At 66.3% G+C, this 25868-nt stretch carries 30 protein-coding genes; 14 read left to right on the plus strand and 16 right to left on the minus strand.

What is annotated here, in order from left to right; translation table 11 throughout:
• The first annotated feature begins 141 nt into the window (after positions 1–141).
• Positions 142–1719, plus strand: a complete 1578-nt coding sequence (locus ACSSV8_RS07260) for a gamma-glutamyltransferase family protein (RefSeq protein WP_354539648.1) — start codon at positions 142–144, stop codon at positions 1717–1719.
• Between the two features lie 25 nt (positions 1720–1744).
• Here the strand turns inward: ACSSV8_RS07260 and hspQ are convergent, their stop codons facing one another.
• The gene (hspQ, locus tag ACSSV8_RS07265) at positions 1745–2071 is read right to left on the minus strand and encodes a heat shock protein HspQ (protein WP_354539649.1); all 327 of its coding nucleotides are present in this window, start codon (positions 2069–2071) and stop codon (positions 1745–1747) included.
• A 190-nt stretch (positions 2072–2261) separates the two neighbouring features.
• Between hspQ and ACSSV8_RS07270 the strand changes: the two genes are divergently transcribed.
• The gene (locus ACSSV8_RS07270) at positions 2262–2864 is read left to right on the plus strand and encodes a transglycosylase SLT domain-containing protein (protein ID WP_354539650.1); all 603 of its coding nucleotides are present in this window, start codon (positions 2262–2264) and stop codon (positions 2862–2864) included.
• Here ACSSV8_RS07270 and ACSSV8_RS07275 read toward each other — a convergent pair whose 3' ends face one another.
• Positions 2865–3467: a LolA family protein gene (locus ACSSV8_RS07275; protein ID WP_354539651.1), complete on the minus strand. Its 603-nt coding sequence runs from the start codon at positions 3465–3467 to the stop codon at positions 2865–2867.
• A 116-nt stretch (positions 3468–3583) separates the two neighbouring features.
• Here ACSSV8_RS07275 and ACSSV8_RS07280 point away from each other — a divergent pair, with 116 nt between their 5' ends.
• Positions 3584–4171: an ImuA family protein gene (locus ACSSV8_RS07280; RefSeq protein WP_454281986.1), complete on the plus strand. Its 588-nt coding sequence runs from the start codon at positions 3584–3586 to the stop codon at positions 4169–4171.
• A 37-nt stretch (positions 4172–4208) separates the two neighbouring features.
• On the plus strand, positions 4209–4763 hold the full coding sequence (locus tag ACSSV8_RS07285) for a YceI family protein (protein ID WP_354539653.1): 555 nt from the start codon (positions 4209–4211) through the stop codon (positions 4761–4763).
• Between the two features lie 45 nt (positions 4764–4808).
• On the opposite strand, the gene ACSSV8_RS07290 is transcribed toward ACSSV8_RS07285, so the two are convergent.
• The 4 genes from ACSSV8_RS07290 to fabA form a co-directional block, all read right to left on the minus strand.
• Entirely contained in the window at positions 4809–5108 is a 300-nt protein-coding gene (locus tag ACSSV8_RS07290; protein ID WP_454281987.1) for a hypothetical protein, read from the minus strand.
• Positions 5109–5175: 67 nt separating this feature from the next.
• The gene (locus ACSSV8_RS07295; RefSeq protein WP_454281988.1) at positions 5176–5967 is read right to left on the minus strand and encodes an enoyl-ACP reductase FabI; all 792 of its coding nucleotides are present in this window, start codon (positions 5965–5967) and stop codon (positions 5176–5178) included.
• A gap of 7 nt (positions 5968–5974) precedes the next feature.
• On the minus strand, positions 5975–7204 hold the full coding sequence (fabB, locus tag ACSSV8_RS07300) for a beta-ketoacyl-ACP synthase I (protein ID WP_354539656.1): 1230 nt from the start codon (positions 7202–7204) through the stop codon (positions 5975–5977).
• A 27-nt stretch (positions 7205–7231) separates the two neighbouring features.
• On the minus strand, positions 7232–7741 hold the full coding sequence (gene fabA / locus ACSSV8_RS07305) for a bifunctional 3-hydroxydecanoyl-ACP dehydratase/trans-2-decenoyl-ACP isomerase (RefSeq protein ID WP_354539657.1): 510 nt from the start codon (positions 7739–7741) through the stop codon (positions 7232–7234).
• A gap of 179 nt (positions 7742–7920) precedes the next feature.
• On the opposite strand from fabA, the gene irrA reads away from it, so the two are divergent.
• Both irrA and ACSSV8_RS07315 read left to right on the plus strand, forming a co-directional pair.
• Positions 7921–8364, plus strand: a complete 444-nt coding sequence (gene irrA, locus ACSSV8_RS07310; RefSeq protein WP_454281989.1) for an iron response transcriptional regulator IrrA — start codon at positions 7921–7923, stop codon at positions 8362–8364.
• A gap of 188 nt (positions 8365–8552) precedes the next feature.
• Positions 8553–9206 (plus strand): hypothetical protein, encoded by a 654-nt coding sequence (locus ACSSV8_RS07315; RefSeq protein WP_454281990.1) that lies wholly within the window; start codon positions 8553–8555, stop codon positions 9204–9206.
• Between the two features lie 55 nt (positions 9207–9261).
• Here the strand turns inward: ACSSV8_RS07315 and ACSSV8_RS07320 are convergent, their stop codons facing one another.
• Positions 9262–9690, minus strand: a complete 429-nt coding sequence (locus ACSSV8_RS07320) for an FKBP-type peptidyl-prolyl cis-trans isomerase (RefSeq protein WP_454281991.1) — start codon at positions 9688–9690, stop codon at positions 9262–9264.
• A 248-nt stretch (positions 9691–9938) separates the two neighbouring features.
• Between ACSSV8_RS07320 and ACSSV8_RS07325 the strand changes: the two genes are divergently transcribed.
• From ACSSV8_RS07325 to ACSSV8_RS07350, 6 genes are all read left to right on the plus strand, one after another.
• Positions 9939–10625, plus strand: a complete 687-nt coding sequence (locus ACSSV8_RS07325) for a haloacid dehalogenase type II (RefSeq protein ID WP_454281992.1) — start codon at positions 9939–9941, stop codon at positions 10623–10625.
• Positions 10625–11458 (plus strand): alpha/beta fold hydrolase, encoded by an 834-nt coding sequence (locus tag ACSSV8_RS07330; protein WP_454281993.1) that lies wholly within the window; start codon positions 10625–10627, stop codon positions 11456–11458. The genes ACSSV8_RS07325 and ACSSV8_RS07330 overlap by 1 nt, the downstream gene beginning before the upstream one ends.
• Entirely contained in the window at positions 11455–12429 is a 975-nt protein-coding gene (locus ACSSV8_RS07335; RefSeq protein ID WP_454281994.1) for a threonine ammonia-lyase, read from the plus strand. Before ACSSV8_RS07330 ends, ACSSV8_RS07335 begins: the two co-directional genes overlap by 4 nt.
• A 3-nt stretch (positions 12430–12432) precedes the next feature.
• Positions 12433–13233 carry a 3-oxoadipate enol-lactonase gene (gene pcaD / locus ACSSV8_RS07340; protein ID WP_454281995.1) on the plus strand — a complete coding sequence of 267 codons (801 nt, stop codon included), beginning with the start codon at positions 12433–12435 and terminating at the stop codon, positions 13231–13233.
• A 63-nt stretch (positions 13234–13296) separates the two neighbouring features.
• Entirely contained in the window at positions 13297–14382 is a 1086-nt protein-coding gene (locus tag ACSSV8_RS07345) for a zinc-binding dehydrogenase (RefSeq protein ID WP_454281996.1), read from the plus strand.
• A gap of 49 nt (positions 14383–14431) precedes the next feature.
• Positions 14432–15661, plus strand: coding sequence for a mandelate racemase/muconate lactonizing enzyme family protein (locus ACSSV8_RS07350; protein WP_454281997.1), 1230 nt, complete (start codon positions 14432–14434; stop codon positions 15659–15661).
• A gap of 33 nt (positions 15662–15694) precedes the next feature.
• On the opposite strand, the gene scpA is transcribed toward ACSSV8_RS07350, so the two are convergent.
• Together scpA and ACSSV8_RS07360 are read right to left on the minus strand one after the other, a co-directional pair.
• Positions 15695–17824 (minus strand): methylmalonyl-CoA mutase, encoded by a 2130-nt coding sequence (gene scpA, locus ACSSV8_RS07355; RefSeq protein WP_354539666.1) that lies wholly within the window; start codon positions 17822–17824, stop codon positions 15695–15697.
• Positions 17796–18728, minus strand: coding sequence for a hypothetical protein (locus ACSSV8_RS07360; protein WP_354539667.1), 933 nt, complete (start codon positions 18726–18728; stop codon positions 17796–17798). Before ACSSV8_RS07360 ends, scpA begins: the two co-directional genes overlap by 29 nt.
• A 169-nt stretch (positions 18729–18897) precedes the next feature.
• Here ACSSV8_RS07360 and ACSSV8_RS07365 point away from each other — a divergent pair, with 169 nt between their 5' ends.
• Positions 18898–19347, plus strand: coding sequence for a DUF4174 domain-containing protein (locus tag ACSSV8_RS07365; RefSeq protein ID WP_354539668.1), 450 nt, complete (start codon positions 18898–18900; stop codon positions 19345–19347).
• A gap of 11 nt (positions 19348–19358) precedes the next feature.
• Here ACSSV8_RS07365 and ACSSV8_RS07370 read toward each other — a convergent pair whose 3' ends face one another.
• The 7 genes from ACSSV8_RS07370 to ACSSV8_RS07400 form a co-directional block, all read right to left on the minus strand.
• Complete coding sequence (locus tag ACSSV8_RS07370; RefSeq protein ID WP_454281998.1) at positions 19359–19874, minus strand: hypothetical protein; 516 nt, start codon at positions 19872–19874, stop codon at positions 19359–19361.
• 4 nt (positions 19875–19878) lie between these two features.
• The gene (locus tag ACSSV8_RS07375; protein WP_454281999.1) at positions 19879–21924 is read right to left on the minus strand and encodes an acetyl-CoA carboxylase biotin carboxylase subunit; all 2046 of its coding nucleotides are present in this window, start codon (positions 21922–21924) and stop codon (positions 19879–19881) included.
• Between the two features lie 326 nt (positions 21925–22250).
• Positions 22251–22607: a hypothetical protein gene (locus ACSSV8_RS07380; protein ID WP_354539671.1), complete on the minus strand. Its 357-nt coding sequence runs from the start codon at positions 22605–22607 to the stop codon at positions 22251–22253.
• A gap of 87 nt (positions 22608–22694) precedes the next feature.
• Positions 22695–22832, minus strand: coding sequence for a hypothetical protein (locus ACSSV8_RS07385; RefSeq protein WP_354539672.1), 138 nt, complete (start codon positions 22830–22832; stop codon positions 22695–22697).
• A gap of 225 nt (positions 22833–23057) precedes the next feature.
• Positions 23058–23453 (minus strand): DUF6497 family protein, encoded by a 396-nt coding sequence (locus tag ACSSV8_RS07390; RefSeq protein WP_354539673.1) that lies wholly within the window; start codon positions 23451–23453, stop codon positions 23058–23060.
• A complete protein-coding gene (locus ACSSV8_RS07395; protein WP_354539674.1) occupies positions 23450–23782 on the minus strand; it encodes a hypothetical protein in 333 nt (110 codons plus the stop codon). The genes ACSSV8_RS07390 and ACSSV8_RS07395 overlap by 4 nt, the downstream gene beginning before the upstream one ends.
• Before the next feature lie 99 nt (positions 23783–23881).
• The gene (locus ACSSV8_RS07400; RefSeq protein ID WP_354539675.1) at positions 23882–25414 is read right to left on the minus strand and encodes an acyl-CoA carboxylase subunit beta; all 1533 of its coding nucleotides are present in this window, start codon (positions 25412–25414) and stop codon (positions 23882–23884) included.
• A gap of 256 nt (positions 25415–25670) precedes the next feature.
• Here ACSSV8_RS07400 and ACSSV8_RS07405 point away from each other — a divergent pair.
• Positions 25671–25868: hypothetical protein (locus tag ACSSV8_RS07405; RefSeq protein WP_454282000.1), on the plus strand; the 198-nt coding region annotated here is incomplete at its 3' end.

Consider the following 25868-nt stretch of genomic DNA (forward strand, 5'->3'; position numbering starts at 1 on the left):
CGGCGTCGCGCGTCATTGCCCCCACCCAGTGCGCGGCGTCGAGGTCCTTCCCCCGGTCCGAAAACCTCTCCACACCGCATTGGCATTCCCCGAGCGCCGTCCTAACGTGCGCTCCGAAACGGGATTACGGGAGACGAGACCATGCGCGATTTTCACAGGCCGGGGCGATCGGGCACCTATGCGACGAACGGGATGTGCGCCACCTCGCACCCGCTCGCCGCGAAGACCGCCATCGACATTCTCGAACGGGGCGGCAATGCCATGGATGCGGCGATCGCGGGGGCCGTTCTGCTGGGCCTCTGCGAGCCACAGATGACGGGCATCGGCGGCGATTGCTTTGCGCTTTTCACCACGCCCGGTTCTGACACGATCCGCGCGCTCAACGGCTCGGGCCGCGCGCCCGCCGCCGCCTCCGCCGAAGCGCTGCGCGCGGCGGGGCACGCGACCGTGCCGCTCCACAGCGCCCACGCCGTCACCGTTCCGTGCGCGATAGACGCCTTTTGCAGGCTTGCCGCCGATCACGGGCGGCTTGGCCTCGACGCGCTGCTGGCCCCTGCGATCCGCTATGCCGAAGAGGGGGTGCCGGTCGCGCCGCGGGTGGCCTTCGACTGGCCGCGCGCGGGAGAGGCGCTGCAAGGCCACGGGCTCAGCCATTTCAGCCGGGGTGGCAAACCGATCGCCACGGGCGAGATTTTCCGCGCCCCCGGTCAGGCCGAGGTGCTGCGCCGCATTGCCAAAGACGGGCGCGCCGCCTTTTACGAGGGCGAGGTGGCCGAGGACATGCTTGCCGCGCTGGGCGCACTTGGCGGCGTGCATGAGGCCGCCGATTTCGCCGCCGCAGAAAGCGATTACACCGACCCGGTGAGCGGCGATTACAAGACTGCGACGCTGGTCGAGCATCCGCCCAACGGCCAGGGGGCGACGGCGATTCTGCTGCTGAACATCCTGGGGCATTTCGACCTGGCCGCCATGGATCCGCTCGGGGCTGAACGTCTCCATATCGAGGCCGAGGCCACCAAGCTTGCCTATGACGCGCGCAACCGCTTCATCGCCGACCCGGACCACATGACGCGGCTGGATCACATGCTCTCGCCCGAGACGGCGGCGCGCCTTGCCGCCCTCATCGACCCGAAACGCGCCATGGCGGCGGCGCAACCGCTCACCGAGGCGGTGCATCGCGACACGATCTATATCACCGTGGTGGACCGCGACCGCATGGCGGTGTCGTTCATCTATTCGATCTTCCACGGCTTCGGCTCGGGCATCGCGTCGGAAAAATTCGGCATCCTGCTGCAAAACCGCGGCGCGGGCTTCACGCTGGAGGCAGGCCACCCCAACGAGCTGGCAGGCGGCAAACGGCCCATGCACACGATCATTCCCGGCATGCTGGCGGAAAATGGCCGCGTGATCCTGCCCTTCGGTGTCATGGGCGGCTCCTACCAGTCCACGGGGCACGCGCGGCTTGTCTCGAACATCGTCGATTTCGGCATGGATGTGCAGACGGCCATCGACGCGCCGCGCGCCTTCGCCGATCCGGCGGGGCTCAAGCTCGAGCGCGGCTTTGCCCCCGAGGTGGCACAGGCCCTCGCTGATCTCGGCCATGAGGTGATCGTCCCGCCCGAACCGCTTGGCGGCGCACAGGCGATCCGCATCCACCAAAACGGGTTGCTCGAGGGTGGCAGCGACGCGCGCAAGGACGGCTGCGCGCTCGGCTACTGACCAGAGGGGCGGGGGAAACCCCGCCTCAGTTCAACTGGAAATGCAGCGGGTAATGCCCGTCCTCGAACGGACCGAAGAGATCGGGGATATCGGGGTGATCAACCGGCTCTCCTGAATAGTCGGCGACAAGGTTCTGTTCGCTGACATAGGCCACGTAATAGCTCTGCTCGTTCTCGGCCAGAAGGTGATAGAACGGCTGTTCACGCTCGGGGCGGCTCTCCTCGGGGATGGCGGCATACCATTCCTCGGTGTTGGAAAACTGCGGATCGACATCGAAGATCACCCCCCGAAAAGGGTGTTTCCGATGGCGCACCACCTGGCCCAGACCGTATTTTGCGTGTGTCTTGATCATTTGCATTGCCCTAGCACAGATATTTACCGCTGCAAGCCGGGTTTGTCCAATGCCGCTCGCAACACCGCCGGAAACAGTCTGTGAACGCGGGCGTGACAGCCCCGAAATAGCCGCCGGGACGGATTCGTGATTTCCCCCAAGCGACAAATCCGTTAGACTTTACCAAAACAAACGCGAAAGCGAGAGGCAGATGAGCAGGATTTTTCGCACCGTTCTGGTGCTTTTCGTGTTGTCCTCCTGTGGCGGCGGCTCGGGCTATGGCACCTCGCCGCGCGATCTTGACAATGCCTGTGCGATTCTGGACGAGCGGCCCGAATATGCCCGCGCCTTCCGCGCCTCCGAGCGCCGCTGGGGCGTGCCCGCGCATGTCCAGATGGCGACGATCTATCAGGAGAGCAAGTTCATCTCGGATGCGCGCACGCCCTATCGCTGGTCGCTCGGTGTGATCCCCACGGGGCGGATCAGTTCGGCCTATGGCTACAGTCAGGCGCTTGACGGCACATGGGAGGAATACCTTGCCGCCAGCGGGCGTTTCGGCGCGCAGCGCACGGATATCCACGACGCGGCGGATTTCATCGGCTGGTACATGGCCCAATCCACCGAACGGTTGGGAATTTCCCCCGACGATGCGCGCAGCCAGTATCTGGCCTATCACGAGGGGCGCAGCGGCTTTGCCCGCGGCAGCTACAATGCCAAGCCGTGGCTGGTGCGCGTCTCCGCCGAGGTGGACGCGCGCGCGCAACGCTACCGCGCGCAGCTTGGCACCTGCCGCGCGGGGCGCGGCCTCGTGTGATCAGCGGTCGATCCGCATCCGGTCCTTGCCGGGGATGACAAAGTTCTCGTCTGCAAGGCTCACATTCTTGGCCAGATCGCCAAGAATCACCGTGGTGCGCCCGCCATTGGCGTCGTTGATGATCCATTGCCGCAATTCGACCGGATCGGCGGTGAACACGAGGTCGATGCTGCCGTAATCCGGGTTGTCGGGGTCCTGCGCGCGCACTGTCGTGGTGGTGCCGTCGCTGACATGGCCGGTCACCATCTTCGCACGCCCCAGATTGACGTTGCGCTCCAGGATGATCTTGAGCGGCGTGCGGTGCAGCGGATAGCCCTGCCGCTCGTTCGAGCGCGGATCGACGATTCCGACCGTGTCGCCATCGGCCACCACCAGCGCCGACTCGGGCGGGTCATACTCGAACCGCACCCGACCGGGACGCTTGAGCAGGATGCGACCGGTGCTGACCGACCCATCCTCGTTCACCTGCGTGAACTGCCCCTGAGCGGTGCGCAGACCGTTGAGATAGGTCGAGATTTCCCCGAGCGAGAGCTTTTCCGCCGCCGCCGGGAGGGCCATCGCCGCCCACAGGACGGGAACCATCAGGTATCGCATATGTCTCATGCCGCTCAGATAAGCACCCCCGCGCCGGATTGCACGGGGGAAAGTGTGTGGAAATCATCGGCAGGGCAATCTTGCGCCACTTGAGAACATTTAGTGAACACTCTATGCTTGCCGCCATGAACGCCCCGCTTCTCACCCGCGCGCCACGCGCCACGCTGCCGCTTGTCGGCGCAGTGTCGCTCACGCTCGGGCGGGTGCATGAGGGGTGCGGGCCCGCGCGCCATACGTTCGCGATGCTCGTTGCGGGGGCGCTTGCCGGACCGGTGCTCTGGATTGCGCCGCGCTGGCTTTGCGACCGGCCCCATCCTGACGGCATCCGCCCCTTCGCGGGACCAGAGCGCTTTCTCTTCGCCGCCCCGGATCGGGCCACGGACCTGCTTTGGTGCATGGAGGAGGCGCTGCGCAGCGGCGCGGTGCCGCTTGTCGTGGCCGACCTGCCCGCGCCGCCCGGCCTCACCCCGGTGCGTCGCCTGCATCTGGCCGCCGGGGAAGGTGCGGCGCGCGCGCCTCATCCCCCCCTCGGCCTGTTGCTCACCCCCGGTGAGGGCGGCGCGCCGGGGGTCGAGAGCCGCTGGCACATGGCCCCCGACCACACGCCGCAGGCCGACCGCTGGCATCTCGCGCGCCGCCGCGACCGCAGCGCGCCCCCCGCCGACTGGCACCTCTCGGGCCGTCCCGGCGACTGGGCGCTCAAGCAAACGTGACATCCGTTTGCCCGCGCGGTGCGTATCCTGACATATGATGCGCTGCCTTGCCCTCGCCCTGTGCCTTCTGGCCCCGCCCGCCACCGCCGCGCCCGAGGCCTGGCGGCTTGATGTCGCGGCCTCTTCCGTCGGTTTCACCTATGATCTCGCCAGCGCGGACAATCGCGGCACCATGCCCGTGGCTGCCGCCGATATCCGCCTCGATCTGCGCGACATCACCGCAAGCACGGTCACGGTGACGCTCGACGCGCGCGGGGCACGGGCAGGGTTCTTCCTCGCCACGCAGGCGATGCAGGGGCCGCAGGTGCTCGATACCGCGAACCACCCAGCGATCACCTTCCGCTCCACCGCGATAACCGGCACACCCCGCGCCGCCCGGATCGAGGGGCTGCTGAGCGCCCGTGGCGTCACCCGCCCCGTCACCCTCACCGCCGCGCTCTACCGCACGCCGGACACCGATCCGGCCACGCTCGACAGCCTGACGGTGCTGCTGACCGGCGCGATCGACCGCCACGATTTCGGTGCGTCGGGCTTTGCCGATCTGGTTGGACCGATGATAGGGCTGAGAATCGTGGCAAGGGTCGAGCGGTAGGGACATCAACCGGGGTGTTGCGAGGACGAGTAGCGCGGCATGTCCTCAGCGCGACAGCACACCCGCAAGTTTGTCGGCATAGCCTTCCCTGCTGCCGCCCGTGTGCTCGCCGGTCCATCGGGCAATCACACCGCGCAGCTTGTCATTTTCGTCGATCATCCCGGCCACGGTCTCTGCGCCGCGCTGCATGGTGGCGTGAGCCTCGGGCCAGATTTGCGGCTCTTGCCAGATTGCCACGGCGACACAGGCCACCAGCATCAGGCGCACACTCCACGCCCAGCCCCGCGCCTTGCGCGCGCGGGCGGCATAAATCTCCTCTCGCGGAGTGCGGGGGGCGTGGATCATGGACATTGCGGCAGGCTATTGCCCGCACATGGCGGAAATGCGGCGCAATCCGGGCCGCGTTGCGGCGTCAGAGGTTTTCGGCCTGCGGCATCCCGAGGATGTGATACCCGCCATCCACATGGATCACCTCGCCGCTGGTGCAGGCCCCGGCATCCGAGGCCAGCCAGACGGCGGTGCCGCCGATGGCCTCGAGCGTCGCGTTGGCGCGCAGCGGCGCGTTCAACTCGGTGTGGCGAAAGGTCTTGCGCGCGCCGCCGATGGCCGCGCCCGCCAGCGTCTTCATCGGGCCGGGGCTGATCGCGTTGACGCGGATCCCGTCGGGACCAAGGTCATTGGCCAGATAGCGGGTCACCGATTCGAGCGCCGCCTTGGCCACGCCCATCACGTTGTAATTCGGCACCACCTTGTTCGATCCCTGATAGGTCAGCGTCAGAAGCGTGCCGCCCTCCGCCTTCATCATCGGATAGGCGCGGCGCGCCACCTCGATCAGGGAATAGGCCGATATATCCAGCGAATGTTTGAAATTTGCGCGGCTGGTGTTGAGGAACCGACCCGTCAGTTCGGACTTGTCCGAATAGGCGATGGCATGGACGACGAAATCGATCGTCGGCCAGCGCTGCGCCAGCGCGGCAAATCCTGCGTCGAGCGAGGCATCGTCGGTCACATCCGCATCGATCAGAAGATCCGAACCGAGGCTCTCGGCCAGCGGTGCCACGCGCTTGCCAAAGGCCTCGCCCTGATAGGTGAAGGCCAGATCGGCCCCCGCCGCGCGCATCGCGCGGGCAATGCCCCATGCGATCGAGCGGTCATTGGCCACGCCCATGATCAGCCCGCGCTTGCCCTGCATCGAGAGTGTCATTTGCGTTTCATCCCCGATATTTGCTCAGCAGCATCGAGCCGTTGGTGCCGCCGAACCCGAAACTGTTGGTCATCACCACATCAAGCCCCGCATTATCCACACGGGCAGTGGCAATCTCGGCCGGATCGAGCGCCGGATCGAGCGTTCCGACATTGATGGAGGGCGCGATGAAATCGTCCTGCAACATCAGAAGGCAATAAATCACCTCCTGCGCGCCGGTGGCCCCCTGACTATGACCCGCCATAGACTTGGTGGAACTGATCGGCGGGGTGGTGCCACGCCCGAAGATGCGCCGCACCGCCTCCACCTCGCCCACGTCGCCGACGGGCGTCGAGGTGCCATGCGCATTGATATAGCTGACCTTTCGCCCCTCCGGCAGGGTCTCGAGTGCAAGGCGCATCGCCCGCTCGCCGCCCTCGCCCGAAGGTGCCACCATGTCCGCCCCGTCCGAGGTGGCACCGTAACCCGTCACCTCGGCATAGATCTTCGCGCCCCGCGCCTTCGCGCGCTCCAGTTCTTCCAGCACGACGATCCCGCCACCGGCCGAGATCACGAACCCGTCGCGCCCCGCGTCAAACGCGCGGCTCGCGGTCTCGGGCGTGTCGTTGTATTTCGACGACATCGCGCCCATGGCGTCAAAGAGGCACGACAGCGACCAGTCCAGTTCCTCGCCGCCGCCCGCGAACATCACGTCCTGCTTGCCGAACATGATCTGCTCGGCGGCGTGGCCGATGCAATGCAGCGAGGTGGTGCAGGCCGAGGTGATCGAATAGTTCAGTCCCTTGATCTTGTAGGCGGTGGCCAGATTGGCCGAGATCGTGGAACACATCGTCTTGGGCACGGCAAAGGGCCCGATCCGCTTGGTCGATCCGGTCTGCAAGGCCGTCTGATGCGCCGCCAGCATCGCGCTGGTCGACGGCCCGCCCGAGCCGGCCACCACGCCCGTGCGCGGGTTGACCACGTCACTCTCCTCAAGGCCCGCATCGGCGATGGCCTGACCCATGGCGATATGGGCATAGGCAGCCCCCCCGCCCATGAAGCGCAGCGCGCGCTTGTCCACATGCTCGGCGATATCGAGGTCGATCATCCCCGAGACACGGCTGCGAAACCCGTGCTCGGCCATGTCCTCGTTGAACCGGATCCCGGATTTGCCCGCCTTGAGCGAGGCCAGAACCTCAGCGGCATTATTGCCGATGCTGGACACGATCCCCAGCCCGGTCACCACGACTCGACGCATCGCCCCCTCCTTCATTGCCATGGTGGCTCAGTTCTCGCTGAGCGCCACCTTCATGTCCTTGACCTGATAGATCACTTCGCCATCGGCTTCGACGCGGCCATCGGCCACGCCCATGGTCAGACGCCTTGTCTGCACCGCCTTTGTGAAATCCACGTGATAGGTCAGCATGGTGCGGTCGGGGCGCACCATGCCGGTCAGCTTGACCTCGCCCACGCCCAGCGCATAGCCCCGCCCCTGCCAGCCGCGCCAGCCAAGGTTGAAGCCGGTGAGCTGCCACAGCCCATCAAGGCCCAGACAGCCCGGCATGATCGGATTGCCGGGAAAATGACACCCAAAGAACCAAAGGTCAGGGCGGATGTCGAACTCGGCCACCACGTGCCCCTTGCCATGCGCGCCACCATCGCCGGAAATTTCGGTGATCCGGTCCATCATCAGCATCGGCGGTTCGGGCAGTTGCGCGTTGCCCGGCCCGAAAAGCTCTCCGCGCGCGCATTTCAACAGGGCATCGCGGTCGAAACTGCTCGGATATTCGGCCATTCGGGCGACCCTTTCATGGTCAAGGTCAGAGGGCTAATATTTCAAACCCTGTAACACCGGGCAATTCCCCGTTGCAACCCTGCGCCGCATCTGCGCGCATCTTTCGCGACAGAGGTTTTTGTTTGAAATCCGGTGCCCTGCCGCCTTAATATGCAGTCAATGAGACGGAAGGATCTGTCATGACCGTGCACAGCGCATCGCGTTCCACCAAGATCGCATCTGAGATCGCCTCGGACTGGCTCGGCTCGGTCGGGCTGCGCCCTACCCGGCAACGCGTGGCGCTGGCGCGGCTTCTGGTGGGCGACGGACAACACCGCCATGTCACCGCAGAGAGCCTTTTCGCCCGCGCCCGCGCGTCCGGCGAAAGCGTGTCGCTCGCCACGGTCTACAACACGCTCAAGGCGTTCTGCGACGCGGGTCTCTTGCAGGAGATCACGGTCGACGGCACCAAGAGCCATTTCGACACCAACACCCACGACCACCCGCATTTCTACTGGGAAGACGAGAACCGGCTGACCGACGCGCCCGCGGAGGATCTGGAGATCGCCCGCCTGCCCCGCGCCCCCGAAGGCGCCGAAATCGCCAGCGTCGACGTTGTAATCCGCCTGCGCCGCAAGCGCTGAGAGAGCGGCTCCGCCGATCGCCCCGGCCTGACCACGCGGCGCGTGGGTCTTATCCCAAAAAATATTATCGTTACTTATCATAGCTTTGTCTTGAAATCCTTGAACCCGGGGAATTTTCTCCGGGGCCGGTGCGTTGTCAGGCCAGCGATCACGCCACGACACTCCCGCGCAGCGAAAAGGACCCGATCATGACAACCGAGCGTTTCTCACCCCCGCATCTCACACGGCGTTTCGTCCTGACCACAGCCGCCGCAGGCGCGGTCACGGCCCTTGCCGGCTGCGTCCCCGACATGCCGGTGTCGCTCTCGCCAGGTAGCGCGGCCAATCTCGAATTCGGCCTCTGGGCCGGGGTGCCGGGCGCGCGCTTCGGACAAGCCGTCAACCGCGCCGTTGGCCCCCGCCGCATCCGCGGGCCGCGTCAATGGACGCACCCGATCACCGGCAAGCGCCTGACCATCTATGTCCGCACGAAATGGGAGCGCACAGGCACCAAGACCAGCTATTACACCCTGCGCGCCGACGGCACAGCACTTGCGCGCGTTTTCGACAAACGCCCCGGCAAGCCCGACAGATATTTCACCGATGACGCCTTCATGCCCGTCGGCCCGTGGCGCAGCGGCATGACGAAAAGCTACCGCATGACCGAGCATTCCCGCGGCAAGGCACGGCGCTACACGGTCTCGATCCAGGTGACCCGGTCCTCCTTTACCCACAAGGGGCACCCCGGTTCGATGGAATATATCTGGACCCAAAGGGAAGCCTCGGGAACCAAGACGGCGCAACTGCGCTATGTCTACAGTCCCGGCCTCGGTCTCGTGGATGTCAAGAACCTGATGAAATGACAGGCACGCACCCCGCCCGTGAGAGGGCGACCCCCCCTCGGGCGGGGCGCGGCGCTCAGCCGATTTCGACCAGTTCGATGGCGAAGGTCAGGTCGCGCCCCGCCAGCGGGTGATTGGCATCAAGCACCACCTGTTCGTCGGTCACCTCGACCACCGTCACCGGCATCACCTGCCCCTGCGGCGTCTGCACCTGCAACTGCGTGCCCAGATCAAGCGGGATCTCGGCGGGAATATCGGCGCGCGGCACCGCCTGACGCGCGCTCGGGTCGGCCTGACCATAGGCATCGTCGGCGGGCACCTCCACGATCTTTTTCTCGCCCACGCTCATGCCCGGAATGGCGGCGTCGAGGCCGGGGATGATCTGCCCCGAGCCGACAGTGAATTCGAGCGGATCACGCCCTTGGGAGGAATCGAAGGTCTCCCCGTCCGAGAGCGTGCCGGTGTAGTGAATACGGACGGTATCGCCCGCTTTGACCTGCGTCATGTGCTATCCAATGCTTTGAGGGGGGGTGGGTTTGCAAGGCCGCGCGTCGCTGCGCGGGTGCTTGTGCGATATCGCAGCCTACCCGAGCCGAAACGGATTCGCAAACCCCTCGCCGCCGCTGTCAAAAACCTGCGACAAGCGGGGCAATCGCCGCGACACTGTCTTTGGGCGCGCCACGGCGCCCACCCCCTTCCCCCTCCCCCGCATCCGTGCAAGTCTCCGCGCGAAACGCGACAAGGGGATACGCCATGCCGATCACCACCTGCATCTTCGACGCCTACGGCACGCTCTTCGACGTGGCCGCCGCCGCGCGCAATGCCGCGACCGAGCCGGGGCGTGAGGGCTTCGCCCGCCACTGGCCCGCCATCGCCGAGAAGTGGCGCCTCAAGCAGCTTCAATACACCTGGCTGCGCGCGGTGATGGGGGCGCATATCGGCTTTTGGCAGGTGACGCAGGACGGACTTGACTGGGCGCTCGAATCGGAAGGGTTGCAGGACGATACCGAGTTGCGCGCGCGGCTTTTGCAACTCTACTGGGAGCTTGCCGCCTACCCCGAGGTGCCCGCCATGCTCGCCGCGCTCAAGGGTGCGGGCAAACAGACCGCGATCCTCTCGAACGGTGCCCCCGACATGCTTGACGGTGCAGTACGCTCGGCGGGGATCGGCGACCTTCTGGACGATGTGCTCTCGGTCGAGAGCATCGGCATCTACAAGCCCGCCCGCGTGGTCTATGACCTTGTCGGCCAGCGTTTCGGCTGCGCGCCCGACGAGGTGCTTTTCGTCTCGTCAAACGGCTGGGACGCCTGCGCCGCCGCCGGTTACGGGTTTCAGACCGCCTGGGTCAACCGCGCGGGCGACCCGGTGGACCGCCTGCCCGCCACCCCCGACCGGCAGCTTGCGGACCTCAGCGGCATCCCGGCGCTGGCGGACGCATGATGGCACGCTTTACCACCTCCGATGGCCTCTCGCTGCATTTCGAGGATGAGGGCACCGGCGCGCCCGTCCTCTGCCTTGCGGGCCTCACCCGCAACAGCGCCGATTTCCAGTTCCTGCTGCCGCATCTCGGCGAACACCGCGTGATCCGGCTCGATTATCGCGGGCGCGGGCAGTCGGACCACGCGCCCGATTTCATGACCTACAACATCCTGACCGAGGCCCGCGACGCGGTGGAATTGCTCGACCATCTGGGTTTGAGCCGCGTCACCCTCATCGGCACCTCGCGCGGCGGGCTGATCGCGATGGCGCTGGCCTATCTGACGCCTGATCGGCTCTCGGGCGTCGTGCTCAACGACATCGGCCCCGAAGTGGCCGCCGAGGGGCTGGAGCGGATCATGGATTACGTGGGCCGCGCGCCCGACCTGCCCGATCTCGACACCTGCGCCGCCGCGCTGGCCCATGTCCACGCCACCGGCTTTCCAGGCGTGCCGCTTTCCCGCTGGCGCGCGCAGGCCGAGGCGATGTTTGCCGAAACCCCCGGCGGCGGGCTGGCGCTGCGCTACGATCCCCGACTGCGCGACGCGCTCATCGGTCAGGCAGGCGCGGGCGAGGCCCCGGACCTCTGGCAGATGTTCGACGCGCTGCGCGAGGTGCCTCTGGCCGCCATTCGCGGGGCCAATTCCGACCTGCTCTCGCCCGAAACGCTGGCGAAGATGCAGGCCCGCCACCCTGGCCTCATCACCGCCACCGTGCCCGACCGGGGCCATGTCCCCTTTCTCGACGAGCCGGAGGCGCTTGCCGCGATCCACACCCTTCTGGAGCGCAGCGCATGACCGACATCACCCTCATACGCGCCGCCGCCGCCCGTCTTCAGGGCCACGCACGGCGCACGCCGCTCCTGTCGTCGCCCTTCCTCGACGAGATCGCCGGGCGGCGTGTCTATGTGAAACCCGAATGCCTGCAACATACCGGCAGCTTCAAGTATCGCGGCGGGCGCTCGGCGGTCTCGGCGCTTGACCCCGACACGCGCGCGCGCGGCGTCATCGCCTTTTCCAGCGGCAATCACGCGCAGGGCGTGGCGCTGGCGGCGCAGCAATTCGGCGTGCCCTGCGTCATCATCATGCCCGCCGACGCGCCCCGCCTCAAGATCGACAACACCCGCGCCCTGGGGGCCGAGGTGGTGCTTTATGACCGCGCGCATGAGGACCGCGACAGCATCGGCGCGGCGCTCTCGTCCGAGCGGGGCCTCACGCTCATCAAGCCTTTTGACGATCGCCAGGTCATCGCCGGACAAGGCACGGTGGGGCTGGAAATCGCCGAGGATGCCCACGCCCTCGGGATCGAGACCGCCGATGTGCTGGTCTGCTGCGGCGGCGGCGGGCTCACCTCGGGCATTGCCCTCGCGCTCGAGGCCGACGCACCGGGCCTGCGCGCGCGCCCCGTGGAACCGGAGGGCTTCGACGATACCGCCCGCTCGTTGGCCAGCGGGCGGATCGAGCGCAACACGCGGCTTTCGGGCAGCCTTTGCGACGCGATCATCACCCCGCAGCCCGGCGCGATCACCTTCCCGATCATGGCCCGGCTCTGCGGCCCCGGCCTTGTCGTGACCGAGGACGAGGCGATGCGCGCCATGGCCCACGCCTTCCAGCGGCTCAAGCTGGTGGCCGAACCGGGCGGCGCGGTGGCGCTCGCCGCCGCCCTCTTTCACGGCGACCGGATCGAGGGGGATACGGTGATCTGCACCATCTCGGGCGGCAATGTCGATGCCACCATCTTTCGGGATGCCCTCGCCACACTGGACTGACCCATGCCCCTTGCCGCCTTCGACGACGTGACGCTGCATTATCTCGACGAGGGCACGCCTGACGGCCCGCCCCTCGTGCTCGCCCATGCCCTCGGCACCGGCACGCTCCTCTGGGACAACATCCTGCCGCTGCTGCCATCGGGCCTGCGCGTGATCCGCTATGACGCGCGCGGGCACGGGGCCTCCTCGACGCCGCCTGCGCCCTACACGATGGGCGCGCTCGTCCGCGACGCCGAGCGGCTTCTCGATCACCTGCGCGTGCGCGATGCCCTGTTCGTGGGCCTCTCCATCGGCGGCATGGTGGCGCAGGGGCTGGCGGTGAAACGCCCCGATCTCATCCGCGCGCTGGTGCTGTCGAATACCGGGGCCAAGATCGCCACACCCGAAATCTGGGCCGAGCGCATCGCCACCGCCCGCCGCCCCGGCGGCATGGCAGAGCTTGCCCGCGCCTCCTGCGACCGCTGGTTCCCGCGCTCCTTTGTCAGCGCCGGCCACCACCTGCCGTGGTTCGAGCATCTGTGCAAACACGACCCCGAGGGCTATGCCGGTTGCGCTGCCGCCATCGCAGGCACCGATTTCTACACAACCACCTCGGGGCTGCGCCTGCCCACGCTCGGCATTGCCGGGGCCGAGGACGGCTCCACCCCGCCCGACCTTGTGCGCGAGACCGTCGATCTTGTCCCCGGCTCGCAATTCCGCCTGCTGCGCGGCACCGGCCATGTGCCGCCCATCGACGCGGCCCCTGCCTATGCCGCCTGCCTCGGGGAATTTATCGCCGCCACGGGACATATCCGTCAGCCGTGACGCAAACGGGCTTGCGGACACGGGCGAATCCCGTTCTGCTGTGAAAAAATCACGGAGAAATTCATGAGACCCATCAAGGCCGCCGTCTGCCACAGCTTCGGCGCTCCGCTCACCATAGAGGACGTATCCCTGCGCGCGCCAGAGGCGGGCGAGGTCGAGGTCACGCTCGACGCGGTGGCGATCTGCCATTCGGACATCACCTATGCCGAGGGCGGCTGGGGCGGCTCGCTCCCGGCCGTCTATGGTCACGAGGCGGCGGGGCGCGTGCGCGAGATTGGCGCCGGCGTCACCGGTATGGCCGTCGGCGATCCGGTCGTGGTCACGCTCATTCGCGCCTGCGGGCACTGCAGCCCTTGCGCGGGCGGGCGGCCCACCGGCTGCGAGACGCCCTATGACGGCGATCACGGGCCCCTCACCATGCCGGATGGCGGCAAGCTGCATCAGGCGATGGCCTGCGGCGCCTTTGCCGAGGCGGTCGTGGTCCATCACAGCCAGGTCGTGCGCCTGCCCGAAGGCATCGACATGGCCGCCGCCTCGCTTCTGGCCTGCGGAGTGATCACCGGCGTGGGGGCCGTGGTCAACGCCGCCCATCTGCGCGCAGGCGAGGACGTGGTCGTGATCGGCGCGGGCGGCGTCGGCCTCAACGCCATTCAGGGCGCGCGCATCGCGGGCGCGCGCCGCATCGTCGCCGTGGACATGAGCGACGAGAAACTCGCCGTCGCGCGTGAATTCGGGGCCACCGACGGGGTGCTTGCGACCGGCGAGATGCCCTGGCGTGCAGCCAAGGCCGCCATGGGGCGCGGCGCGGACGCGGTCTTTGTCACCGTGGGCGCGGCGCGCGCCTATGACGAGGCGCCGCGCTACCTTGCCGGGGGCGGAAGGATGATCATGGTCGGGATGCCTCATACCGGCGCGACAAGCCGCTACGAGGCCGGGAATTTCGCCGCCGCCGGTCAGGCGATGATCGGCTCCAAGATGGGCGAGACGGTGATCCGCCGTGATATTCCGTGGATGGTCGATCTCTACGAACAGGGCCGGCTCAAGCTCGACGAGCTGATCTCGGGCCGCTGGTCGCTCGAACAGATCAACGAGGCCATCGCCGACACCAAATCCGGGGCCGCGCGGCGCAACGTAATCGTCTTTGACTGAACGACCGCGCGCGCACCATGGCGCCGCGCCCAGAGACACCGGAGGCCGCATGAAACTCGCCGATCTCGACATCATCGTGACCGCCCCGCCCGCGCCTGGCTGGGGCGGGCGCTACTGGATCCTGGTGAAACTCACCACCGATACCGGCCTGACCGGCTGGGGCGAATGTTATGCCTCCTCGGTGGGTCCCGACGCCATGCGCGCCGTGATCGAGGATGTGTTCGCGCGCCACATGGCCGGGGAAAACCCCGAAAACGTTGAAAAAATGTTCCGCCGCGCCTATTCCTCGGGCTTCACGCAGCGCCCCGACCTCACGGTGATGGGCGCCTTTTCCGGCCTGGAAATCGCCTGCTGGGACATTCTGGGCAAGGCGCGCGGGCGCCCCGTCTGGGCGCTTCTGGGCGGGCGGATGAATGATCGCATCCGCGCCTATACCTATCTCTACCCCCTGCCCCATCACGATCTGACCGCTTTCTGGACCTCCCCCGAGATGGCCGCCGAAAGCGCGCTTGAAGCGGTAAGCCGTGGATACACAGCGATAAAATTTGACCCCGCCGGTCCCTACACCATGCGTGGCGGGCATATGCCGGCCATGTCCGACATCGCGCTTTCGGCGGAGTTCTGCCGCGCCATTCGCGAGGCCGTGGGCACCCGCGCCGACCTGCTGTTCGGCACCCACGGTCAGTTCACCCCCGCCGGGGCCATCCGTCTCGGGCAGGCGCTGGAGCCTTATTACCCGCTCTGGTATGAGGAGCCTGTTCCGCCCGACAACATCGCAGACATGGCCCGCGTCGCGCGCGCCGTGCGCATCCCCGTCGCCACCGGCGAGCGGCTGACCACCAAGGCCGAATTCGCCGCCGTGCTGCGCGCCGGGGCCGCCGAGATCCTGCAACCGGCACTTGGCCGCTCAGGCGGGATATGGGAAACGAAGAAAATCGCCGCCATCGCCGAGGCGCATGGCGCGCAAATGGCCCCCCATCTCTATGCCGGGCCGGTGGAATGGGCCGCCAATGTGGCCCTTGCGGTGTCGATCCCCAACATCCTGATGGCCGAGACCATCGAGACGCCCTTTCACGACGCGCTCATCAAGGGCGGTATCCGGGTCGAAAACGGCTTCATCCTCCCGCCCGAGGCCCCGGGTCTCGGCATCGAGGTGGACGAGGCGCTGGCGCGCGCCCACCCTTATACCGGCTACGGCCTGCACTTGCAGATGCAGGAGGCCCCCTGCGACTATGTCAATGGCAACAGCTTCGCCGGGGGCGCGCCGCTCAAGACCTAGGCCCGGCGGGGGCCTGCCCCCGCCGCCTGCCGCCTACTTGCGGGTCGCCCGGATCAGCGCGAGGATATCGCGCGCCGCCTCCGGGATATTCGTGCCGGGGCCGAAGATCGCCTTGACCCCCGCCTTTTTCAGGAAATCGTAATCCTGCTGCGGGATCACCCCGCCACAGATCACGAGGATATCGCCCGCGTCGCGCTCGGCCAGCGCCGCGATGAGCTTGGGTGCCAGGGTCTTGTGCCCCGCCGCCTGCGACGAGATGCCCACCACATGCACATCGTTGTCGATGGCGTCCTGCGCCGCCTCTTCGGGCGTCTGGAAGAGCGGACCCACATCGACGTCAAAGCCGATATCGGCAAAGGCCGTGGCGATGACCTTGGCGCCCCGGTCATGCCCGTCCTGCCCCATCTTGACCACGAGCATCCTTGGCCGCCGCCCCTCTTCCTCGGCGAATGTCTCGACGTCCTGCTGGATCGCGGCAAAGCCTGCATCGCCCTCGTAGGCCGCGCCATAGACGCCCGCGAGCGTGCGCACCTCGGCGCGGTGGCGTCCGAATTCCTTTTCCAATGCCATGCTGATCTCTCCCACAGTGGCGCGGGCGCGGGCGGCCTCGACCGCCGCGTCCAGAAGATTGCCGCCCTCGCGCGCGCGGCGCGTCAATTCGTCCAATGTCGCCTGACAGGCAGCCTCGTCGCGGCTGGCGCGGATGCGCTCCAGCCGGGCGATCTGGCTCCCGCGCACCTTGACGTTGTCGACATCAAGAATGTCGATCGGGTCCTCTTTATCCTTGCGATACTTGTTGACGCCGACGATGACCTCTGCGCCCCGGTCGATCATCGCCTGCCGCGTCGCCGCCGTCTCCTCGATGCGCAGCTTGGGCATTCCGCTCTCGACCGCCTTGGTCATGCCGCCCATCTCCTCGACCTCGCAGATCAGTTCCCAGGCCTTTTCGGCCAGGTCATGGGTGAGCTTTTCGACGTAGTAAGAGCCTGCCAGCGGATCGACCACTTTCGTCACGCCGGTTTCCTCCTGCAATATCAACTGCGTATTGCGCGCGATGCGGGCCGAGAACTCGGTCGGCAGGGCAATCGCCTCGTCAAGCGCATTGGTATGAAGGCTTTGCGTGCCGCCCAGAACCGCGCTCATCGCCTCATAGGCGGTGCGGATAACGTTGTTATAGGGGTCCTGTTCCTGAAGGCTGACACCGCTGGTCTGGCAATGGGTGCGCAGCATCTTGGATTTCTCATCCTTCGCGCCAAACTCGGTCATGATCCGGTGCCACAAGAGCCGCGCGGCGCGCAGCTTCGCCGCCTCCATGAAGAAATTCATCCCGATGGCGAAGAAGAACGACAGGCGCGGCGCGAAGCTGTCCACATCCATGCCCGCCGCGATGGCCGCGCGCACATATTCGCGCCCGTCGGCCAGCGTATAGGCCAGTTCCTGCACAAGGTTCGCGCCCGCCTCCTGCATGTGATAGCCGGAAATCGAGATCGAGTTGAATTTCGGCATGTGCAGGGCCGTGTAGCCGATGATGTCCGACACGATCCGCATCGAGGGCGCAGGCGGATAGATATAGGTGTTGCGGACCATGAATTCCTTGAGAATATCGTTCTGGATGGTCCCCGAGAGCAGCGCGCGATCATGCCCCTGCTCCTCTCCCGCGACGATGAAGCTGGCCAGAACCGGGATCACCGCACCGTTCATGGTCATGGAAACCGACACCTTGTCGAGCGGGATGCCGTCGAAGAGGATTTTCATGTCTTCAACGCTGTCAATCGCCACGCCCGCCTTGCCGACATCGCCCTCGACACGCGGGTGATCGCTGTCATAGCCGCGATGGGTGGCCAGATCGAAGGCGACCGAAACGCCCTGCTGCCCGGCGGCCAGATTGCGGCGGTAAAAGGCGTTCGATTCCTCGGCCGTGGAAAACCCCGCATATTGCCGGATCGTCCAGGGGCGGCCCGCATACATCGTCGCCTTGACCCCCCGGGTAAAGGGCGCGGCCCCCGGCAGTGTGCCCATATGCGGCAGGTCCGCCACGTCCTCTTCGGTATAAAGCGGGCGCACGGGGATGCCCTCGAGCGTGTGCCAGGTGAGATCGTCGGGCGAACGGCCCTTCATCTCCTTGGTGGCCAGATCACGCCAGATGTCGTGTTTCGAAGTCATGGTCTTGTCCTCTTTTCATCTGGGCGGCCGGCGGATGTGTCCCCGCCTGATCCGGCCCGGTTTCCTCGGCCAGTCGTGCCAATCCGTCCGCCCCGGCGGCGAGCCAGAACAGATCGTCGGCATATGAGTCGCGCAGCGCCGCGCGCTGTGCAGTGTCAAACGGCTGCCAGCGCCCCTCGCCCTCGGGCAAGAGGCCCGCATCGCCGCCGCGCAGCGCCACCGCGCGGCGCAGCGCCGCAAGATCGGGCGCGCGCCCCAGCCAGATCCGCGCCCCGCGACGCGGCACCTTTACCCCGGTCATGCTGGCCAGGCGCGTCTCGGGGCGGGAGGCGAAATGCTCATGCGGAAGGATCACCAGATCGACCCCCGGCAGCGCGCAGGCGATGTCCGTGATCACTGCGCGCCAGGGACGCCCGCCCGTCACCATCCGGTCGAGATCGCCGGGCAGGGGCAACCGATGCCCGCGCGCAACACCGTATGCCAGAACCGAGGACCACCACGCATCCGGCTCGCGGATCGAGAGCACCGCGCGCGTGATCCGCCCGTCGAAGGCATGGGCAAAGCGCGCCACCCGCTCGCCCACATCCGGGTAGAGCCGTGCCGCGCGCAGGCAGCGCCGCGGCGCGCCGATCATGTTCTCGTCGCTGACCGCAAGGCGCGTGATCCCCGCCGCGCGCACCGCCTCGAGCCGCAGCGCGATGCGCCCGCGCGCCCGCGTCAGTTGGGCCATGGTGGCGTGCCCGCCCGCCTGCGGGATCACGCCCGAAAGCACGCCGGCGCGCGTGACATCAGGTCCCCAGACGCCGATACCCTGCGCCGCGAGTGCGCCCGCATTGGCGCGCGCATAGTGCTGAAAACTCGTGGTGGCGGTCCGATGCGCCCCCAGATGCAGGATGATCTCCATGACCGCGCGTGCCCCTTGCCCTGCCGCGCCCCCATGGCGCATGGCCTCACATGCCAGCCTGCCGCAAACCCGTGAGCGCGGGATTAACCGCAAGGAATTTTGTCGCCCCGCCCATTCAGGCTTCGCTTTCGCGCCCGGCCCGCCTATATCTGAGCCAGCAGGAGAGTCCATGAAACACGTCTTCGCCTTTGTTTTGCTTGCCTTTACCGCCTCTGTCGCCTCTGCGGGAGAGACCGGCGAAAGCACCGCCAAGCCGTTCATCTTCCCGGCGGAAGATGTCAATTTGAACGATTTTCTCTGGCTCAAACGCCCGCTCGTCGTCTTTGCCGATACCCCCGCCGATCCGCGCTTCATCGAACAGATGGGATATCTGACCGAGCGTTCTGCCGTGCTTGACGAGCGTGATGTCGTCGTGATCACCGACACCGATCCCTCGGCACGCTCGGACATCCGCACGACATTGCGCCCGCGCGGCTTTGGCCTTGTGCTCATCGGCAAGGACGGGGTGATCCACCTGCGCAAGCCCACGCCATGGCAGGTGCGCGAGATCACCCGCACCATCGACAAGCTGCCGGTGCGCCAGCAGGAATTGCGCGAAGGGCGACCGGGGCGCAGCTGATCCGGCATCGCTCAGCCCTCTCCCTGAACCAGCAGGAGCCAGCCCGCATCGGGCACCATGAGCATGAGCGACCGCGTGTCCGTGTCCCAGCCCACCACCGTGCCGGGGCGGTCAAGCGCCGCGCGGAACCGCCCCTCGACATCCGCGTCCATGCAGGCACGCGCCTCGAGTGCCGCGCGCCGCATCGCCATGCCGGTGGCGCGGTCGTGATTGGTGATCGCCAAGAGCGCGGCATCGCCGCCCTGCCCCGCAAGCGCCAGCGCCGCCACACCCCGCGCCTCGAGCGCACGGCGCATCGAGGGTGCGCTGTCGGTCACGGGCAGCGCGGCCTTCACGGCCCGCGTCACCACCGCATAGACCCCCACGGCACAGTCCCGCCGCGCCGCGAACGAAAGCGTCTGACCCAGCGAGACCCAGGCCGCCAGCCGCCCGCGCTGCGCCGCCTCGCTGTCGCGCGCACAGGCCACGAGCGCCGCCAGACAGAGCAGAGCGCCAACGGGGCGGATATGGAGGCGCAGGGCGGTCATCCCCTCACTCGAATTCCATGATCACGTCGTCCACCGCCAGGCTGTCACCGGGACCTGCGTTGATCTTGGCCACCACGCCACGGCGTTCGGCGCGCAGGATGTTTTCCATCTTCATCGCCTCCACGGTGCAGAGCGCCTGCCCCTCCTGAACCTCCTGCCCTTCCTCGACCATGACCTTCACGATCAGACCCGGCATCGGGCAGAGCAGCAGTTTCGATGTATCAGCGCCAAGTTTCTCGGGCATTAACGCCGCCAGTTCCGCCTGACGCGGCGTGCGCACATGCACCTTGAGGTCGGCCCCCCGGCAGCGGATGCGGAAGCCGCCCGAAATCTTGCCGGTCTTGAGCACGAGCGGCGTGCCGTCCACGTCGAGCCGCGCCAGTTGATCGCCGGGCGTCCAGTCGCTCGTGACCCGCAGCGCGGCCCCGTCGGCAAAGTGGACCGTCGCGCCCTCACGGTCGGCGGCGATGGTGACCGCGTGGCTTTGCCCCTGAAGGGCCACCACCCAATCCTCGCCCACATGCCGCTCGTGATTGTCCATCCGCCCCGAAACGCGCGTGCGCCGGATTTCCGCCACCCGGTGCATGGCGGCGCTCGCGGCGGCGATGCGGCGCAGCATGTCGTCGGGCAGGGTCACGCCCTCGAAGCCATCGGGAAATTCCTCGGCGATGAAGGCTGTGGTCATCTCGCCCGCCACGAATTTGGGGTGATCCATCACCGCGCTCAGGAAGGGCAGGTTATGACCGATCCCCTCCACCTCGAAGCTGTCGAGCGCCACGCGCATCCCCTCGATGGCCGAGGCCCGGTCCGGCCCCCAGGTGCAGAGCTTCGCAATCATCGGGTCGTAATACATCGAGATCTCGCCGCCCTCGTAGACGCCCGTATCGTTTCGCACGGCCATGTCCCCGGCAGGCGCGTCGCCCTGCCATTTGCCGGTATCGAGGAGCGGCCCGGCGGCCACCTCTGCGGGCGGGCGGTACCGGGTGAGACGGCCAATCGAGGGCAGGAAGCCGCGATAGGGATCTTCGGCATAGAGGCGGCTTTCCATCGCCCAGCCGGTCAGGGTCACATCGTCCTGGGTAAAGGACAGTTTCTCGCCCGCCGCCACCCGGATCATCTGTTCCACCAGATCGACCCCGGTGATCAGTTCGGTCACGGGATGCTCCACCTGAAGGCGGGTGTTCATCTCGAGGAAATAGAAGTTGCGCGCGCCATCGACGATGAATTCCACTGTGCCCGCGCTGGCATAGCCGACCGCATGGGCCAGCGCCACGGCCTGCTCGCCCATGGCGCGCCGGGTGGCCTCGTCCAGAAACGGGCTCGGCGCCTCTTCTATCACCTTCTGGTTGCGGCGTTGGATCGAGCACTCGCGTTCGCCGAGATAGACACCGTTGCCATGAGAATCGCAGAGCACCTGGATCTCGATATGGCGCGGCTGCGTCACGAATTTCTCGATGAAGATGCGGTCATCGCCGAAACTCGAGGCCGCCTCGTTCTTCGAGCTTTGAAACCCTTCGCGCGCCTCCTCGTCGTTCCAGGCGATTCGCATCCCCTTGCCGCCGCCGCCCGCGCTGGCCTTGATCATCACCGGATAGCCGATCTGGTTGGAGATCGTCACGGCCTCCTCGGCATCGGCGATCAGGCCCATATAGCCCGGCACCGTGCTGACGCCCGCACCCTGGGCAATCTTCTTCGAGGTGATCTTGTCGCCCATGGCCTCGATCGCGCCCACCGGCGGGCCGACAAAGGCCACGCCTTCGGCCTCCAATGCCTTGGCAAAGCGCGGATTTTCCGACAGGAACCCATAGCCGGGATGAACCGCCCCGGCCCCGGTCTGACGGATCGCCGCCATCACCTTGTCGATCACGATATAGCTTTCGGAGGCGGGCGACGGACCGATGTGAACCGCCTCATCCGCCATCTGCACATGGAGCGCATGACGGTCGGCGTCCGAATGGATCGCCACCGTAGCGATACCCATCTTGCGGGCGGTCTTGATCACGCGGCAGGCGATCTCGCCCCGGTTGGCGATCAGGATTTTCTTGAACATTGCGGCGGTTCCTCTGCTTGCTTTCGGACACCCCGGACCAGGGGCCGGATCGGGACTGAACTACGCGTGGCGCAGGGGCAAACGCCCCGGCAAAACACGGCTGTGAACGGAAAAACGGGCGGCCTGCAAAACGCCGCAGGGCCGCCCGAGAGGGGAAGGGTAACGGCACGGGCCGCTGGGGAACAGGCCACCGTTACACGCCTCATGGTTGCACGGCGACCGTCGCGCACCAAGCCCGATATCGCGCAAACCGCGCCGTCGGCGAAGCCCCGCGCATCGGCCGGTGCCATGCGCGAAATCGCGCCGATCGGGTGCCGCACCGCCCATCATCGCGCCGCTCCGTCGAACACATCCGGAAACGACGCCCGCGCCACGTCAAGATCAAGCACCAGAAGCGCCTCATAGCTTTCGGGGTCGAACGGCTCTTCTGCGGGCTTGACCTCGCGCCCGAACAGCCAGCTCAGGCGCCCTGCATCCAGATTGCCGCGCTCGAACGGCTGATCACCGAAACAGAGCCAGAGCGCGCGCACGAACTCCGTGTCGGCGCGGCGATCTATGGGCTTGCGGTCCCGATAACGCTCGCGCGCAACCAGCGGCGTAATGCCTTTGGGATTGCCACGGCGAATGGTGAATTGATAATCCGTTCCCGGCAAACGCCCGGGAAAACCGCGATGCTTCAGCATGATGCGCCCCCCGGATGGCAGGGGCGATGCGCGGTGGATTGCGGCGAAGCGGGCGCTGCCGCCCGCTTCGCGCCAGCCTCGAAAGGCTTACTTGTATTTGCCGGTCGAAACCGGTTCGGTCGTGATCGGCTCGACCACAACGAATTCTTCTTCGGCCGGCTGCGCGCAAGCTGCGACAACTGCGATGAAGCCAAGGGCGAGGACGCTCTTGAGGGTCTTGGACATGTAAAACTCCTGTCTCTCGTTTCTGCGGTGAACGGCGTGCGCCGGCACATGGCCTTAGCCCGCCTTGTTGGCGAGGTAAAGGTCGCTTTCTTGCAACCTGATCTCACGCTAGCGGAAATCGAGCGATTTGAACATATTGAAAGCACGATCGCGCGCGATTGTGTCCGCAAAGCCGCACTCTCCGGCTTCCCCTGCGTCAGCGTCCCCATTGATTGCGCGTGCATGTCAGAACATCTCCCATATGCAGGCCCCGCCCTCGGGTCGAAAGGCCTCGAAAACTTGCGTCACCTCGGGATCATAGACCCCGAATACCGACTCGCGGTCGGCCAGCGAAATCACCACCTGCCTCGGCTGCGGCCCGATAATGGATATTCGCGGCAGGGCGTGGCTCTCGCAAAGCCATGTCAGATCGTCGCCGATTACCGCCAATTGTCCGGCCCCCCCGTCAAACGCCCCGGCCACATAGCGGAACCGGTAGATCAGCCCGCCGCCTTCGGGGCGATCGGTCAGCACCTCATGAAACCGCGCCTCAAGCCCCGAGGGCAGCCGCAGCGCCTCCTCCTGCGCTGCGGCTGCAAGGCCAAGCACGAGAGCAGGCACGATCACGGCCCGCCTCATCATGCCCGACCTGTCCATCGCGCCCGATGACGCGGATCGTCCAGAAGCCATGTGACGCGCGCCTGCGCGCCGGGCGGCACACGGCCCACCACCGCGCCCCCCGCCACCATATGCAGCCCTTCGGCCACGCGCCGCACGCGCACCACGGGCGCGAACCCCCGCACGTGCCGCAGCATCCGCCACAGATCCTGCCGCACCAGATGCGCCAGCCTGCGCCGCCCGACCGCGTCCGGCAAGACCGTCTCGGCCGCCAGATCGAAGCGCACGGGCAAGCGCCGCGCCAGCGTCAGCGCCCCCCCCTCCTCGATCACATGCCAGCGGTCGCGGCCCATGGTCTTGCAGCCTCCGGTTTCATCGTTCCTGAAATACTCCGGGGAGGGCACCCGCAAGGGCGACGGGGGCAGCGCCCCCTTTCCCCTTTCCCCTCTCCCTCAGAGCGGAATATTGTCGTGCTTTTTCCAAGGGTTGCTCAACTTCTTGTTGCGCAAGCTGGCGAAGGCCCGGCTGACCCGCATCCGCGTCGAGCGCGGCTGGATCACCTCGTCGATAAAGCCCCGCTCGGCAGCAACGAAGGGGTTGGCGAAACGGTCCTCGTAGCTTGCGGTATGCGCGGCGATCCGGTCCGCATCGCCCAGATCGGCGCGATAGATGATCTCGGTCGCCCCCTTTGCCCCCATCACCGCGATTTCCGCGGTTGGCCAGGCATAGTTGAAATCGCCGCGCAGATGCTTGGACGCCATCACGTCATAGGCCCCGCCATAGGCCTTGCGGGTGATCACCGTGACCTTGGGCACCGTCGCCTCGCCATAGGCAAAGAGCAGTTTCGCACCATGCTTGATGACGCCGCCGAATTCCTGCCCCGTGCCGGGCAGGAAACCGGGCACGTCGACAAAGGTCAGGATCGGGATTTCGAAACAGTCACAAAAGCGGACGAAGCGCGCGGCCTTGCGGCTGCTGTCGATGTCGAGACACCCCGCCAGCACCATCGGCTGATTGGCCACGACACCCACGGTCTGCCCCTCGAGGCGAATGAAGCCGGTGATGATGTTCTTCGCGAAATCTTCCTGAATTTCGTAGAAATCGCCCTCGTCGGCGACCTTGAGGATCAATTCCTTCATGTCGTAGGGCGTGTTGGCATTGTCGGGGATGAGGGTATCAAGGCTCGGCTCGACCCGCCCCGGTTGATCGAAGAAGGGACGCACGGGCGGCTTCTCGCGATTGCTCAGGGGCAGGAAATCCACCAGTCGCCGCACCTCGGCCAGTGCCTCGACATCGTTCTCGAAGGCCCCGTCGGCGACGCTCGACTTGCGGGTGTGGGTCGAGGCACCGCCCAGTTCCTCGGCGCTCACCACCTCGTTGGTCACGGTCTTGACCACATCGGGGCCGGTCACGAACATGTAGGAGGTGTCGCGCACCATGAAGATGAAATCGGTCATCGCCGGCGAATAGACAGCACCGCCCGCGCATGGTCCCATGACAAGGCTGATCTGCGGCACCACGCCGCTCGCCATGATGTTGCGCTGGAACACCTCGGCATAGCCCGCAAGACTTGCCACGCCTTCCTGGATACGCGCGCCGCCCGAATCGTTGATGCCGATCACGGGTGCGCCGTTCTGCATCGCCATGTCCATGATCTTGCAGATCTTCTCGGCGTGCGTTTCCGACAGGGACCCGCCGAAGACGGTGAAATCCTGGCTGAACACATAGACCATGCGCCCGTTGATCGTGCCCCAGCCGGTCACCACCCCGTCGCCATAGGGGCGGTTCTTCTCCATGCCGAAATCGGTGCAGCGATGCGCCTTGAACATGTCGAATTCTTCAAAACTGCCCTCGTCGAGCAACAGCTCGATGCGCTCGCGCGCCGTGAGTTTGCCGCGCTCGTGCTGCGCCTCGATGCGCCCCTGCCCGCCACCAAGCCGGGCTTCGGCACGGCGGCTTTCGAGTTCCTGAAGAATGTCTTTCATGGCTCTCCCCTTCTCTCTGCCGCGCACATTAGGACGCCGGGCCCGCGAAACCAAACGGAATTCGGCAAATTTGCAAAGTAATGAAAAGTTTTATCTGAATATCTGAAATACTGCAAACCCCGACATGCGATCCGCGCCGCTTGTCGGATGTCGGACACAGGAAATAATGTCCATTAGCAGGCTGCTGAAATAGTCCTGCCTCGACAACGATTTGAGAACATGATTCACCCTTTGCACGATAATGTCGGGGGTGAAGATGCGCGGGATGGACGAGACGAGCGGGTCACTGTTCAACTATGTCGATCTTGAGCAGCGCATCCCGGAGCGACACCCGCTACGCGAGATCAGGCAGGTGGTCATGTATGGATGGCTCCCGCGGGGCAAGAGATTTTCGGTTGATGCTGGCATGATTTCGGTTGCGGCCATGTATACGGCGTCTGAGTTGCAGCACGGT

Source organism: Roseovarius sp. MBR-79, from assembly GCF_053628555.1.

Coding starts and splice junctions, on each gene's coding strand:
- ACSSV8_RS07260 (WP_354539648.1), top strand. CDS start 142: ATGCGCGATTTTCACAGGCCGGGGCGATCGGGCACCTATGCGACGAAC.
- hspQ (WP_354539649.1), bottom strand. CDS start 2,071: ATGATCAAGACACACGCAAAATACGGTCTGGGCCAGGTGGTGCGCCAT.
- ACSSV8_RS07270 (WP_354539650.1), top strand. CDS start 2,262: ATGAGCAGGATTTTTCGCACCGTTCTGGTGCTTTTCGTGTTGTCCTCC.
- ACSSV8_RS07275 (WP_354539651.1), bottom strand. CDS start 3,467: ATGAGACATATGCGATACCTGATGGTTCCCGTCCTGTGGGCGGCGATG.
- ACSSV8_RS07280 (WP_454281986.1), top strand. CDS start 3,584: ATGAACGCCCCGCTTCTCACCCGCGCGCCACGCGCCACGCTGCCGCTT.
- ACSSV8_RS07285 (WP_354539653.1), top strand. CDS start 4,209: ATGCGCTGCCTTGCCCTCGCCCTGTGCCTTCTGGCCCCGCCCGCCACC.
- ACSSV8_RS07290 (WP_454281987.1), bottom strand. CDS start 5,108: ATGATCCACGCCCCCCGCACTCCGCGAGAGGAGATTTATGCCGCCCGC.
- ACSSV8_RS07295 (WP_454281988.1), bottom strand. CDS start 5,967: ATGACACTCTCGATGCAGGGCAAGCGCGGGCTGATCATGGGCGTGGCC.
- fabB (WP_354539656.1), bottom strand. CDS start 7,204: ATGCGTCGAGTCGTGGTGACCGGGCTGGGGATCGTGTCCAGCATCGGC.
- fabA (WP_354539657.1), bottom strand. CDS start 7,741: ATGGCCGAATATCCGAGCAGTTTCGACCGCGATGCCCTGTTGAAATGC.
- irrA (WP_454281989.1), top strand. CDS start 7,921: ATGACCGTGCACAGCGCATCGCGTTCCACCAAGATCGCATCTGAGATC.
- ACSSV8_RS07315 (WP_454281990.1), top strand. CDS start 8,553: ATGACAACCGAGCGTTTCTCACCCCCGCATCTCACACGGCGTTTCGTC.
- ACSSV8_RS07320 (WP_454281991.1), bottom strand. CDS start 9,690: ATGACGCAGGTCAAAGCGGGCGATACCGTCCGTATTCACTACACCGGC.
- ACSSV8_RS07325 (WP_454281992.1), top strand. CDS start 9,939: ATGCCGATCACCACCTGCATCTTCGACGCCTACGGCACGCTCTTCGAC.
- ACSSV8_RS07330 (WP_454281993.1), top strand. CDS start 10,625: ATGGCACGCTTTACCACCTCCGATGGCCTCTCGCTGCATTTCGAGGAT.
- ACSSV8_RS07335 (WP_454281994.1), top strand. CDS start 11,455: ATGACCGACATCACCCTCATACGCGCCGCCGCCGCCCGTCTTCAGGGC.
- pcaD (WP_454281995.1), top strand. CDS start 12,433: ATGCCCCTTGCCGCCTTCGACGACGTGACGCTGCATTATCTCGACGAG.
- ACSSV8_RS07345 (WP_454281996.1), top strand. CDS start 13,297: ATGAGACCCATCAAGGCCGCCGTCTGCCACAGCTTCGGCGCTCCGCTC.
- ACSSV8_RS07350 (WP_454281997.1), top strand. CDS start 14,432: ATGAAACTCGCCGATCTCGACATCATCGTGACCGCCCCGCCCGCGCCT.
- scpA (WP_354539666.1), bottom strand. CDS start 17,824: ATGACTTCGAAACACGACATCTGGCGTGATCTGGCCACCAAGGAGATG.
- ACSSV8_RS07360 (WP_354539667.1), bottom strand. CDS start 18,728: ATGGAGATCATCCTGCATCTGGGGGCGCATCGGACCGCCACCACGAGT.
- ACSSV8_RS07365 (WP_354539668.1), top strand. CDS start 18,898: ATGAAACACGTCTTCGCCTTTGTTTTGCTTGCCTTTACCGCCTCTGTC.
- ACSSV8_RS07370 (WP_454281998.1), bottom strand. CDS start 19,874: ATGACCGCCCTGCGCCTCCATATCCGCCCCGTTGGCGCTCTGCTCTGT.
- ACSSV8_RS07375 (WP_454281999.1), bottom strand. CDS start 21,924: ATGTTCAAGAAAATCCTGATCGCCAACCGGGGCGAGATCGCCTGCCGC.
- ACSSV8_RS07380 (WP_354539671.1), bottom strand. CDS start 22,607: ATGCTGAAGCATCGCGGTTTTCCCGGGCGTTTGCCGGGAACGGATTAT.
- ACSSV8_RS07385 (WP_354539672.1), bottom strand. CDS start 22,832: ATGTCCAAGACCCTCAAGAGCGTCCTCGCCCTTGGCTTCATCGCAGTT.
- ACSSV8_RS07390 (WP_354539673.1), bottom strand. CDS start 23,453: ATGATGAGGCGGGCCGTGATCGTGCCTGCTCTCGTGCTTGGCCTTGCA.
- ACSSV8_RS07395 (WP_354539674.1), bottom strand. CDS start 23,782: ATGGGCCGCGACCGCTGGCATGTGATCGAGGAGGGGGGGGCGCTGACG.
- ACSSV8_RS07400 (WP_354539675.1), bottom strand. CDS start 25,414: ATGAAAGACATTCTTCAGGAACTCGAAAGCCGCCGTGCCGAAGCCCGG.